Source organism: Rhizorhabdus dicambivorans, assembly GCF_002355275.1.
Lineage (GTDB): Bacteria > Pseudomonadota > Alphaproteobacteria > Sphingomonadales > Sphingomonadaceae > Rhizorhabdus > Rhizorhabdus dicambivorans.
This window is the reverse complement of record NZ_CP023449.1, coordinates 2,055,987-2,068,491: the sequence shown is the minus strand read 5'-3', so window position 1 is coordinate 2,068,491 and position 12,505 is coordinate 2,055,987. Positions and strand designations below refer to the sequence as shown.

The window sequence follows — 12,505 nt, the reverse complement described above, 5'->3', positions numbered from 1 at the left end:
TGCGGCCTCAATGCCCGTCGAGCCGGGTGCGCATCCATGCCACCGCCGCCGCCAGCCACGGCTTGTCCGGGTCCGCCGCCGTCAGCAGGATCGTGGCGTGGTTCACGCCATCCACCTCCAGCGCCTCGACCGGAACACCCTTCGCGCGCGCCACCAGGGCGAATTTCTCCGATTGCACCTTCAGATGCGGCAGATCGTCGGATCCATGCGCGATGAGGAAGGGGGCCGCGCGATCCGACAACTGGAAGATCGGGCTCGCCGCGACCTCGTTGAACAGGCCCGGCGGCCCCAGGAAGCGCGGGCGCACCGAGGAGCCCGCGCCGGGGGTGAAATCATAGCTGCCTGAAATCGGCAGGCAGCCCCGGATGACATTGCCCGGCAGGCCGCGCGGTGCCTGCCAGTCGTCGCGGGTCGCGAGCAGGCTGGCGAGATGCCCCCCGGCCGAATGCCCGCCGACGAACAGCGCATCCCGATTATGGCCATGGACCTCCGCCAGCCGCCAGGCCATCGCCACAGCGTCGGCAACATCATTGAAATTGCTGGGAAAGACATGGCGGGGCGCCAGTCGATAGCCGGCACTGACCAGGGTGACCCCGGCCGCGTTGAACGGCGGCGCGAGGAAGGCCATCTCTTCCTTGTAGCCATTGGTCCACCCGCCCCCGTGCAGGAACAGCAGCACCGGACCATTCGGCCGGGCCGCCGGGTAGACGATCAGCGACTGGCTCGGATCGTCGCCATAGCGATGCTCATGGCCGCCGATCCCGTCGGCCATCCGCATCAGCGTCTCGTGGATGAACCTCAGGCCTTCGGGCACGGGCTCCTGAGGGGGGTAATCGTCTATCCGCACCGTTCCGCTCTAGCGGGTACGATCGACGATCGGATCATGAACCGAGCCCAGCCAATCGCCCAATCGCGCTGGATCGCCATCGATCCGCATCTCCCCGCTCTCGATGAAGCGCCCCAGCGCGGCGTGATAGGCCGGGTCGGCGGCATGGAGCAGATTGAGCTCACGCGCCGCGGCGCTGGTTATCTCGATCAGGATGTCGCCGCGTTCGGTCGGCCCCGCGCCGATCCTGAAGCGCGGCTTGCCCGCGACGATCTCGAACCGCAGGCCCTGGATCAGGCCGTTGAGCAGCAACGATCCGTCGGTATAGCGTTCGACCAACGATATGTTGAGATCGGCGGGTAATCCGGCCCGGGCGGCCGCATCGCTCATCACGGTCCCGACCATGTCGAACCAGGCCTCCGAACCCTGGACCAGCTTGCTGTCGACCCTCGCCATGCGGCTCAGACCGTGCGGTCGACGACGATGTCGTGGACCGGCCCCAGCCACGAACCCAGACGCGAGACATCCCCGTCCACCTTCATCTCGCCATTGCCGACCAGGCGGCCGACGGCGGCCTGATATCGCGGATCGTCGGTGTGCAGCATGTTCAGCTCGCGCGAACAGGCCTTGGTCACGTCGAGCGTGATGTCGCCGCGTTCCTCACGACGCGCCCCGATTTCGAACGACGGCTTGCCGTTGACGATGTTGAAGCGGAAGCCCTCGAACAGTCCGTCGGACAGTTCGGCGCCATCGACGAAATGTTCGACCACCGAGATGGTGAAGTCCGACGGCAGGCCGGCCTTGGCGGCGGCGTCGCACATCGCCTCCCCCAGCATTTCGAACCAGGCGGTCGTGCCGTGCTTGATCTTCAGGTCGGTGGTCATCGTCATCTCCTGTGGCCTGCGGTTCAGTTGGCGGCGAGTTTCTTGTCGAGTTGCTGGGCTCGGCTGAAGAACTCGATCAGATTGGGCGGGGCGTCATCCGCCTCGATCTCGCGGAAGATGGTGCCGACGGTGATGGCCAGCCGGCCACCGTCGGGCCAGTGGCCCAATTCTCCCCGGGCCAGCTCCTCGGCTATCTCCTGGGCGGTTTGCCAGCTGTCCATGCCGGCCGCATGGCGCCTGCGCGTCTCCCGGTCGACGAAGCGCAGATAGTCCTGCATCCGCTTCACGCCCGCCTTGTCGGTCAACGGACCATGGCCGGGCACGATCACGTCGGCATCCAGCGCCATGATCCGGTCGCAGGCCGCGATCCAGCTCGTCACCGAACTGTTCCAGGTGAAAGGCGTGTTCCCGACGAACAGCGCATCCCCCGCGAAGACGACCCGATCGGCGGGCGAATGGACGATGACGTCGCCCGGCGTGCTCGCCGGCCCGACCTGGATGAGGTGGACGTCCTTGTCGCCCACCTTCAGGCTGAGCTGGCCGGTGAAGCTGCGATCGGGCGGGCGCACCTCCAGCCCTTCGAACTGGTGGCCACCCCATCGGTCGAGAAACCACTGGCCCAGTTCGCCCATCCCGCCGGCCGCGCCCAGCAGCTTGCCGATCTGCTGCGGCCCGGTGTCCTCGGCCATTTCCAGCGCGCTGGGCTCCGACGCATAGATGGTGGCGTTCACCAGCAGGCGATTGCCCCAGCTGTGATTGCTGTTCTCGTTGGTGTTGACCAGCGTGCCGATATTATCCGCGCCGAAGCCGGTCCGGCTGCGCATGGCATCCAGCATCTCGGCCGTCAGCCGCTCGTCCACCAGCGTATCGACGAGAAGCGCCTCGTCACCGTCGGTGATCAGGCCGGCGTTGCTCTGGTTCCAGCCGCCGGTGGGCATCAGCCAGGCCCATGCGCCCGACCCATTGCCAAGATCGTGCAGGCCCTTGGAAAATGTTTGTGCCGACATCTGCTCTCCCCGGCATGGTGCTGGAGGCCGCAAGGCGGCCCGGCGCGGGCGGCCCGGTCCGTGCCGACCGGGATTTCCACCTCGGCCGGCGCGGATCGGGTCCTCCGCCTGTCTTCAGAAGGCTTCGTCGAAGAAGCTGATCATCGCGGTCCAGGAGCGCTTGTCGGCGGCCTTGTCATAGGCGATGCCGGGATGACCCATGTCGCCCGCGTTCGGGTTCGAGAAGCTGTGCTTGGCGCCGCCATAGACGAAGGACTGCCAATCCACTTCGGCCGCCCGCATCTCTTCCTCGAAGGCGGCGCGCTGTTCGGCGTTGACGATCGGATCATCGGCACCGGTCAGCGCCAGGATCTTGGCCTTGACCGCGCCCTTCTCCGCCGGAGCCCCGGTGACGAGATTGGCATGGAAGCCGACCGCAACCTTCAGTTCCTCGCCGGCGCGCGCCAGTTCGAAGGCCAGCGCACCGCCCATGCAATAGCCGATCACGGCGACATTGGCGGCATCGGCCTCGGGCTGGGCGAGCAGTTGGGCGAGCCCGGCCTTGCCGATCGCGCGGAACCGCGCCGGATCGCCGAACAGGTCGCCTGCCCGCGACATCAGCTCCTCCATCGGCAGGGGCTTGCCGCCGCCATGGAAATCCAGCGCGAAAGCGGCATAGCCCAGGCCGGCGAGCCGCTTGGCCACGTCCCGGGTCGTATCGCTCAGTCCGGTGCCTTCATGGCAGACCAGAACCGCCTTGTGCTTCCCGCCACCCGCCGGCGCGTAGAAATTGCCGACCATCTGGCGGCCATCGGCCTCATAGGAAATCTCGCGCGAAATCATAGCTGTGGAGTCCTCTCTCTTGCCGCGGAATCCGACCCGCCCCACCGGGCGGGTCGGTCAGTTATCATTTGATGATGGCCATGCCTTCCATCTTGCCGGAAGCACGCCAGTCCTCGAGGATCTTGTTGAAGGCGTTCGACCCGGGAGCATAATAATCTCCCGAAAACGTCGCGACCGATTCCTTGAACTTTCCTTCGTTATTATAATATCCCGGCGTACAACTCTCCAGGAACTTGTCATTATATCCGGCATAGGAGCGGATGGTCTTCACCCAGGCATCCTCACCCTTGGCCGTGACTTCGACGACCGCATCGTCGCCCGCCTTCTGGGTTTGGGCGATGATGTAGGAAACCTGCTTCGCCACTTCGTCGACGATCGCGCAATAGTTCCACGATCCGCCCACCTGGGTCAGGCCCACGATGAAGTAGTTCGGGAAGTTGTGGATGGAGTGACCATGCAGGGTGCGCATGCCCTTTTCCCAATGGTCGTAGAGATCGATCCCGTTACGGCCATAGACTTCGAACCCGTAGCGGCGGCGATAGGTGCCGCTGACCTCGAAGCCGGTCGCATAGATGATGCAGTCGACTTCATATTCCTTGCCGTTGGCGACCAGCCCCTTCTTGGTCACGCGCTCCACGCCACGGGTGGCGCTGACGTCGACCAGCGTGACATTGGGCCGATTGAAGGTCGGCAGATAATCGTCGTTGAAGCATGGCCGCTTGCAGAACTGCGCATACCAGGGCTTCAGCGCCTCGGCGGTCGCCGGGTCGTGGACCAGTTCATCGACCCGCGCGCGGATTTCTTCCATCTTTTCAAAATCGGCCAGTTCCAGGCGGCTCTGGCGCTCGGCCATGTCGTCCTTGCTGGCCTGCTCGAGCGCGCCCACGGCATGGACGATCGGCACCCGGCGGAAGATGTCGGTCCAGCCGTCATTGACCAGATCGACCTCGAACGGCTCGCCGCGCACGACGGTGTTGAAATTGTCGCTGCGCTCGCGCTTCCATCCCGGCTTGAGCGATTTCACCCAGTTCGGATCGGTCGGCTTGTTGCCGCGCACATCGACCGAAGAGGGCGTGCGCTGGAAGACGTAGAGATGCTTGGCCCATTTGCCGAGGTGCGGAACCGCCTGCACCGCCGTGGCGCCGGTGCCGATGATCGCCACCTTCTTGTCGGCCAGCTTCGTGAGATTGCCGCTATGGTCCCCGCCGGTATAGTCGAAATCCCAGCGGCTGGTATGGAAGCTGTGGCCCTCATAATCGTCGAAGCCGGGGATGTCGGGCAGGCGCAGCCGCGAGAACGGCCCGATCGCGCAGATGAAGAAGCGCGCCCGGATCCTGTCGCCGCGGTTCGTGGTGACGATCCAGCGCTTGTCGGCCTCGTCCCAATGCACCTCGCCGACACGCGTCTGGAACAGCGCCTTGTCGTAGAGATCATATTGCTTCGCGATCCGCTGGGCATGCTCGTACATCTCGGGCGCGTAGGAGTATTTCTCCTTCGGCATATAGCCGGTTTCCTCGAGCAGCGGGATGTAGACATAGCTCTCGATGTCGCATTGCGCGCCGGGATAGCGGTTCCAGTACCAGGTGCCGCCGAAATCCGAACCGTCCTCGATGACCCGGATGTCGCGGATACCCGCCTCGGTCAGCCGTACCGACGTCAGCAGGCCCGTCCATCCGCCGCCGAGCACGACGACCTCGACCTCGTCGTTCAGCGGTGCGCGCTCGGTCCGTTCCTTTACGAAAGGATCATGGGTGATGTAGCGATCATGATCGCCGACCGGCGCCATATATTGCGCTTCGCCGTCGCGGCGCAGGCGCTTGTCGCGTTCCGCATCATATTTGGCGCGAAGAGCCGCCACATCGATGGTGCTCGCCAGATCGTCAGACATGTTCGTAATTCTCCGTCTTCAAGCTTTTACTGAGAAGCTGCGCGCTTCCTCGAACTCGGTATCCGGGCAAACCTTCCGCTCTTCTTTCGGAGGGCCATCCGGCTCTTTCGAACAACGTCCCAACGCGAACATGCGGAGCAGTGCTCCGATTGTCAAGCTCGGCTGGTCGCCGAAAATATGCACTGTCGGAATGGCCCCGATCCCACGCCCTTGATGTGGCGGGGATCGAGGCCACCCGCCTTCATCAGAACTTGTAGCCGATCGTGAAATCGACCGTCCGGGGCGCTTCCAGATATCCGGAAACCGCGCCGCCGGCCAAAGGCGACCCGGCATAGCCGTTGATCACGCGCACCTTGTTGGCGATGTTCTTGGCATTGAGGCTGGCATAGAGATGGCCATCCCGGCCGCTGAAGGCCAGCGACGCATTGAAGCGGGTCCGTGCGTTGACCGCACCGGCGGGGCTCGTGTTGAACTGGGTGATGTAGAGCTTGCCGGTGTAGACCGCCTCACCGCGAAGCGTGAAATCCCCGAGCGCGGAGGTCAGCGTGTAGGCAGCACCCAGGCGGCCCGACAGTCGCGGCGCCTGCGGCAGGCGATTGCCCTTCAGGTTGAACGCCGGCTGCCCCGTCGAATTGACCGTGACGCCGTCGCCGCCGGGTCGCAGCTGGTCGGCGGCGATATAGTCCGTGTAGCGGGTGTGTAGATAGGACCCGTTCAGGTCGATCTGCAGCGCCGGATCGGGCTTGGCCACGATTTCAGCCTCGAAGCCGTAAAGCTTGGCGGCAGCGGCATTTTCGAGGACGGTCTGGGTGGGCCGGGTGTTGTAGACCTGCACGTCCTTGTAATTATAGTAGAAGCCCGCGAGATTGGCGCGGAGGCGGCCGTCCAGCAACGTGGTCTTGATACCCGCCTCGAAGTCGTCGAGCTTCTCCGGCTTCACCGCATCCTGCACGACCCCGAAGTTGAAGGTGCCGCTCTTGAAGCCGCGCGTGTAGGATGCGTAGAGCAGCGTCTGCGGCGTCAGCTGGTAATCGACGCCGATCTTCGGCGTGAACGCCTTGAACGTCTTCTTGGGATCGCAGGTCACGCCGCTTCCGGCATAGCCGATCGTCGGCAGGCCGGCTCCGCACTGGATCTGCAGCGCGGCGGGCACGGTGCCCATGAAATCCAGGCTGAACGGCGTGAACAGGTCGACGGTGTTCTGGTTGATCGTCTTCTTGATCTCGACGCTGTACCGGGCGCCCAGCGTCACGCTCAGCCTGTCCGCGAACTTGCGGGTATATTGGGCAAAGGCGGCGAAGGCGTCGGTCTTGATCTGCGATCCGGTGTACAGGCCCTGCGTGTTGAAGACGCTCGCGGGCGCGGGCGCTCCGAACAGCGGCAGGAAGACGTTGCTGAAACCGCTGGTCAGCGATCCATCGTCCTTCTCGTGGAAATAATAGCCGCCGAGGATCCAGTTGGCATTGTCGCTCTGGCCGACCAGCTGGAGTTCCTGGCTGAACTGCTTGGCATCGTCCGCCACCCTCGCCGGCGAGATCAGCGAGGCGCTGGTCAGGTCGACGTCGCCGAGCGACGCCGATTTCGAGCTGCGATAGCCGGTGATGGAGCGCAGAGTGACCGATCCCATTTCCAGGGTGATCGTCGAACCCAGGCCCCAGAAGGTGCTGTCGCTGGTCGGATCATATTCCTGCGAGATGTTGCGCAGCTTGCTCGGCGCCCGTCCCGGGGTCAGGCCGACCAGGAAGGGCGGCGGCACCGCGCCCCACAGCGGGCCGCCGGAAATCGTGCCCTGAAAGTGGATGCCGGGATGGGTATTGGAGCGGTAATAGTCGCCCGAAAGCAGGATGGTCAGGTTCTCCGAGGGCAGGAACTTCAGCTTGCCGCGGATCGCGCGTTCGCGATTGTCGTCTATGTCGTTGCCGGTCGCCTCATTGCGGCCATAGCCGTCATGATAGTCCCAGCGGCCGGCGAGCCGGACCTGTACCTTGTCCGACAGCGGCCCGCCGACGGCGCCTTCGACCGAAAGATGGTTGTAGTTGCCATAGGTCAGCTGCGCATAGCCCGACAGGTCGCCCGTCGGATCGGCGGTGATGATATTGATCGAGCCGCCGGTCGCATTGCGGCCGTACAGCGTCCCCTGGGCGCCGCGCAGCACCTCGACACGGGCCAGGTCATAGAAGCCGCTCAGCGCCGTCGCCGGGCGTCCATAATAGATGCCGTCGGTATGGAAGGCGATGGGATTTTCGACGCCGAAGTTCAGCGCGTTCAGCGTGATGCCGCGCAGCGTGACCGCCGGGACGCCAAAGAACTGGCCCAGTTGCAGGCCCGGCACGCTCTGGATGAGCGTGGAGACGTTGGAGATGCCGGCGATGCGCAGGTTCTCGCCGCCGATCGCGGTGATCGCCAGCGGCGTCTTCTGCACGCTTTCCGAGCGCTTCTGCGCGGTGACGATGATCTCGGCGATCGCGGAATCGACATCGCCCTGCGGCTGCTCGGCCCCGGCGGGCGCGACGGTCTGCGCCTCGGCCTGCGGAATGATGAAGGCACCAAGGGCGACACCGTACATCCAGGGCGCGAGGCGCCTCGCGATCCGGAATGGAGACTTCATGTGGCGCTTGTGGTTCATCATCTTCCTACATCCCCTTTGTGACGCCCCGGCTCTGTTGCAGGGTCGATCTTCCACCTTAGTAATCCGCCGGGCCGACCGGCTCTAATCTCACCTCAGCATCACCCCCATCGCGACGATGCGACACCCGGCCGGGCGATCGCCCGAACCCGGCCGCGCGGATCGAGAGGAACGCCGCGCGAATGGCGCGGCGCGGCGTGAGGAAGGTCTGGCCGGAACTGGCAATGCGCCCGCCGGATCATCGGCGCGAAGGGAGGATTCCCGGGGGTCAGTAATCGCCGGCCCCGTCGTCATCGACAGGGCTCAGCAGCGCGCGCCCGGCGAAAAGCGCCTCGATATTATCGATCAGCTGGTTGCTCATGGCGTGGCGGGCGTCGGCGGTCGCGCTTCCCTGGTGCGGCTGCAGCACGACATTGTCGAGCGCCATCAGCGCCTCGGGCACGTTCGGCTCGTCCGCGAAGACGTCGAGCGCCGCCGCGCCCAGCCGGCCGGTTTCGAGCAATTCGATCATCGCCGGTTCGTCGACCACGCTGCCATGGCCCACATTGACGAAGGTTCCGCGCGGCCCGATCGCGCTCAGCACCTCGCGCGAGACGATACCGCGCGTCGCATCACCCCCCGGGCAGCAGGCCACCAGGATCGTCGAATATTTGGCCATCTCGATCAGATCGGGCCAGAAACGATAATCGATGTCGGATTTGGTCCGATAGCAATGATAGGACATCTCGACCCCGCAGGCGACGAGCCGGCGGGCCAAAGCGCGGCCGGTCTTGCCAAGACCGATCATGCCGACGCGGGCGCCGCGCAACGATCCCGTCAGCGGCATGCGCCCGGCGGGCCACCGCCCGTTGCGAACGAAATCATGCCCAACGCAGATCCGCCGCACCGCCGCGATCAGCAGGCCCAGCGCCAGATCGGCGACGTCCTCGGCCAGCACGCCCGGCGTGTTCGTCACCTGGAGTCCCCGCGCGCGGCATTCGCCCAGCGCGTCGGTGTCGACGCCGCTGCCCAGGCTGGCGACAAGTTTCAGGGCGGGGAAGCGATCCAGCTCGTCGGCGGTGACGCCCTGCAGCCCGTTCGTCACCAGCACCTCGCAGGCGGCCAGCGCCCGCTTGTTGGCGACAGCCCCCGATCGCATCCGAACCACGCCATAGCGATCGTCGAGAACCGCGAACGTCCGTGCGTCGACCTCCCCCAGCAAAGCGACCCTAGCCAGCATCCCTCTTCTTTCGCCCTGCCGCGAGCCCCCTGCCCCGAGGACATGCGATGCCGTGCGCGGCATCGATCGGGGAAGCGCGATCACCCAACTTCATCCGCCCCTCAGCGACGTCGACGGACTCCTTCTTCTGTTAGCGCGCCGGGGCGTCGGGGCAGCAATGCGATTTACGGATTGGGGTGATGCCGTCTGGAGATAGCGGATGGCGCAGGCCCGCGCCGGGCGGCGGCGGCTGTCAGACGATCGCGCGATCCGGCAGGGCGTGGACGATGTCGCGATCGCCGGCGAGATCGAGCACCATGCTGCGGAAACGCCGCCCCGCCGCGGACAGGGGGCGTTCGCGCGAATTGCTGATCGTCCAGCTGTAGGACATCTGCTTGAGCGGCGAACAGGTGAACCGCTCATCGTCCTGCAGTTGGAGGACCGCGCTGGACGGCAGCGCGGTATAGCCCAGCCCGGTGCCGACCAGATCGATCAGCAGCGGGATGGAATTGACGTCCATCACGATGTCCAGCGAGAGATTGAGCCGCTGGGCGGCATGATCGACCAGCAGGCGCATGCTGTTCGGCCGGCTCGTCAGGATCAGCGGCAATTTCGCGAAGGCCCGCATGTCGATCGCCTGGCCGGTCAGTTCGGAGCCCGCCGCACCCAGCGCATAGACCTGATCGCGCTGGAACGGGTAGGATTCCAGCACGGTTTCCGGCTCGAGGATACCGAATATCGCCACGTCCACCGCGCCGCTGAGCAGCCATTCGCGCAATTCTATGCTGGTGCTCACCTTGACGGTCATCGCGACATCGGGGTGGGCCTTGCGATATTCGGCAAGCAGGCGGGTCGCGATGCCCTGCATCGACGGCGGCAGGCCGATCGCCAGTTCGCCCTGCGGGATATCGGCCTTCGACACGAGTTCGTCGCGGGTCTGGCGGAACTGGCGCAGCAGGGAATCGACGCGTTGGGCCAGGATTTCGCCGGCCGGGGTCAATTGCACGCCGCGCCCGCTGCGCTCGAACAGCGCCACGCCCAGATCCGCCTCCAGCTGCTGGACATGGCGGCTGAGCGCCGACTGGGCGATGTGCAGATGGGCGGCGGCGCGATTGAAGCCGCCATGTTGGGTCACCTGCTGGAATATCTCCAGGTGACGCATGTTCAAACCGACTCTCATCTCGAATTCCAGCCGAAATCATGATCCGATCGAAAATTAGCATAAGTAAAGCAAGCCGTCATGCTGCTTCCTGATCAGGCCGATCCCTCTTTTGGGATTTGTGCGGCCCTGCTGGCCCCGGCAATGTCCGGTGCAATCCCACCAGGATGAGGGAATGATGGACCGCGTCAGCATCATGCCGTTCCACGGCAAGTCGCCGAAGATCGATCCGACCGCGTGGATCGCCCCCGGCTGCAGCATCATCGGCGATGTCGAGATCGGGCCGGGCGCCAGCATCTGGTTCAACTGCGTGCTGCGCGGCGATGCCAACGCCATCCGCATCGGCGCGCGATCGAACATCCAGGATGGCAGCGTGATCCATTGCGATGCGGCCGAAGGCGGCAGCCCCGGATATCCGACGCTGATCGGCGACGATGTATTGGTGGGGCATATGGCGATGCTCCATGGCTGCACCCTGATGTCGGGCAGCTTCGTCGGCATCGGCGCGATCGCGATGGACGGCAGCGTGATAGAGGGCGGCGGCATGCTCGCGGCCGGCGCCATGCTGACGCCCAACAAGCATATCGGGCCGAACGAGCTGTGGACGGGGCGGCCGGCCAGGCTGCTCCGCACGCTGGGCGATGCCGATGTCGCCAGGAACCGCAGGTTCGTCACCCATTATGCCGAACTCGCGCAGGAATATCGGCAAGCGGCAAGTTGATCCTCGCGCACCGGCGCCACCGCCGGCATATGGGATGGAAACGGCCACAGGCCGAAACAGAACAAGACAAGCGGGATAGGATGCACTGATGCGGGGGTATCTGGACAGGCGCATGTCGGAACGCGAGGCCAGGGGCGGGGATCCGCGCTGGATCACCCTAGCCGGCTGCTTCCTCTGCTATGGCTTCGACGCCGTCGATTTCATGATCCTGGCGCTGGCGCTTCCCGCGATCGTCCAGGATTTCAACCTGAGCCTCGGCGAGGCCGGGCTGATCGGCACCGCCGGCATGATCGGCGTCGGCATCAGCAGCGTCCTGCTCGGCTGGTATGCCGACAACCATGGCCGCCGCCCCGCCCTGATTGCCAGCGTCCTGATCTTCGCCATCTTCACCATGGCCGTGGCCGTGGCGCGTGGGTGGAACGACATGATGCTGCTCCGCCTGCTCGCCGGCCTGGGGCTGGGCGGCGTATGGGGAATCGTGTCGGCGCTGATCAACGAGACCTGGCCGCCCCATTTGCGGGCACGTGCCAGTTCCTTCGTGCTCAGCGCCTGGCCGGTCGGTTTCATCCTCGCCGCCCTTCTCGCCCATATGCTGCTGCCCGCTTATGGCTGGCGGGGGCTGTTCCTCTCCGGCGGGCTGGCGCTGGCGGCCGCGCTGTTCGTCCTGCTCTTCGTGCCCGAATCCGGCGTGTGGCGGCAGGAGAAGGCCCGGCGCCGGACGATCCACGCCCATGGCGGCGTCTCCCTGAAGGACATCTTCACCGAAGGCCGCTGGCGCCGCACCATGCTCGCGACCGCGATCGCGGCCTGTTCGCTCACCGGCTACTGGGGCACCAACACCTGGCTGCCGACCTATCTGGTCAAGGAGCGCGGCCTTGATCCCGGCGCGATGACGACCTTCCTGATCGTCATGAACATCGGCATGTTCGTGGGATACCAGTTCTTCGGCTATGTCGCCGATCGGATCGGCGCGAAGAAGACGATCCTGTTCTGCTTTGCCGCAACCACGATCCTGCTGCCGGTCTACGCCCTGATCCGGGATCTGTCCCTGCTGCTCTGGTTCGGTCCGGTGGTGGCGCTGTTCTTCGCCTATTTCGGGATCTTCGGGGCCTATTTCTCGGCCCTGTTCCCGCCGCACATCCGCTCGACCGGCGCGGGCTTCTGCTTCAATGTGGGTCGCGGCATCTCGGCCTTCGCCCCCTATGTGCTGGGCGAGATCGCGATGTCGTTCAGCCTGTCGACCAGCATCGCGCTCTGCGGCATCTTCTTCTTCCTCGCGGGGGCGCTGATGATCTTCATGCCGGAGGCCGGAGCCGCCGCGCGCGAGGCCGGACCTACGCCATCCCGGCCGGCCGGCCAGGCCGCCTGAAGGGC

The 12,505-nt window shown here is 65.2% G+C and carries 11 protein-coding genes; 2 read left to right on the top strand and 9 right to left on the bottom strand.

Going from position 1 to position 12,505, the window contains the following annotated elements:
• Positions 1-7 precede the first annotated feature (7 nt).
• From CMV14_RS09875 to CMV14_RS09835, 9 genes are all read right to left on the bottom strand, one after another.
• Positions 8-814, bottom strand: a complete 807-nt coding sequence (locus tag CMV14_RS09875; RefSeq protein WP_066969829.1) for an alpha/beta hydrolase — start codon at positions 812-814, stop codon at positions 8-10.
• A 42-nt stretch (positions 815-856) separates the two neighbouring features.
• Entirely contained in the window at positions 857-1,282 is a 426-nt protein-coding gene (locus tag CMV14_RS09870; protein WP_066969828.1) for a hypothetical protein, read from the bottom strand.
• A 5-nt stretch (positions 1,283-1,287) separates the two neighbouring features.
• On the bottom strand, positions 1,288-1,710 hold the full coding sequence (locus tag CMV14_RS09865; RefSeq protein WP_066969838.1) for a hypothetical protein: 423 nt from the start codon (positions 1,708-1,710) through the stop codon (positions 1,288-1,290).
• A gap of 23 nt (positions 1,711-1,733) precedes the next feature.
• A complete protein-coding gene (locus CMV14_RS09860) occupies positions 1,734-2,717 on the bottom strand; it encodes an MBL fold metallo-hydrolase (RefSeq protein ID WP_066969827.1) in 984 nt (327 codons plus the stop codon).
• A 114-nt stretch (positions 2,718-2,831) separates the two neighbouring features.
• Positions 2,832-3,539, bottom strand: coding sequence for a dienelactone hydrolase family protein (locus CMV14_RS09855; protein ID WP_066969825.1), 708 nt, complete (start codon positions 3,537-3,539; stop codon positions 2,832-2,834).
• Between the two features lie 64 nt (positions 3,540-3,603).
• The gene (locus CMV14_RS09850) at positions 3,604-5,427 is read right to left on the bottom strand and encodes a flavin-containing monooxygenase (protein WP_066969824.1); all 1,824 of its coding nucleotides are present in this window, start codon (positions 5,425-5,427) and stop codon (positions 3,604-3,606) included.
• Between the two features lie 244 nt (positions 5,428-5,671).
• A complete protein-coding gene (locus CMV14_RS09845) occupies positions 5,672-8,056 on the bottom strand; it encodes a TonB-dependent receptor (protein ID WP_083216167.1) in 2,385 nt (794 codons plus the stop codon).
• A gap of 265 nt (positions 8,057-8,321) precedes the next feature.
• Entirely contained in the window at positions 8,322-9,272 is a 951-nt protein-coding gene (locus CMV14_RS09840) for a 2-hydroxyacid dehydrogenase (protein ID WP_066969820.1), read from the bottom strand.
• A gap of 232 nt (positions 9,273-9,504) precedes the next feature.
• On the bottom strand, positions 9,505-10,413 hold the full coding sequence (locus CMV14_RS09835; RefSeq protein ID WP_066969818.1) for a LysR family transcriptional regulator: 909 nt from the start codon (positions 10,411-10,413) through the stop codon (positions 9,505-9,507).
• A 172-nt stretch (positions 10,414-10,585) separates the two neighbouring features.
• Here CMV14_RS09835 and CMV14_RS09830 point away from each other — a divergent pair, with 172 nt between their 5' ends.
• Both CMV14_RS09830 and CMV14_RS09825 read left to right on the top strand, forming a co-directional pair.
• Positions 10,586-11,131, top strand: a complete 546-nt coding sequence (locus CMV14_RS09830) for a gamma carbonic anhydrase family protein (protein ID WP_066969816.1) — start codon at positions 10,586-10,588, stop codon at positions 11,129-11,131.
• Between the two features lie 88 nt (positions 11,132-11,219).
• Complete coding sequence (locus tag CMV14_RS09825; protein WP_202820891.1) at positions 11,220-12,500, top strand: MFS transporter; 1,281 nt, start codon at positions 11,220-11,222, stop codon at positions 12,498-12,500.
• The last annotated feature ends 5 nt before the right edge of the window (positions 12,501-12,505 follow it).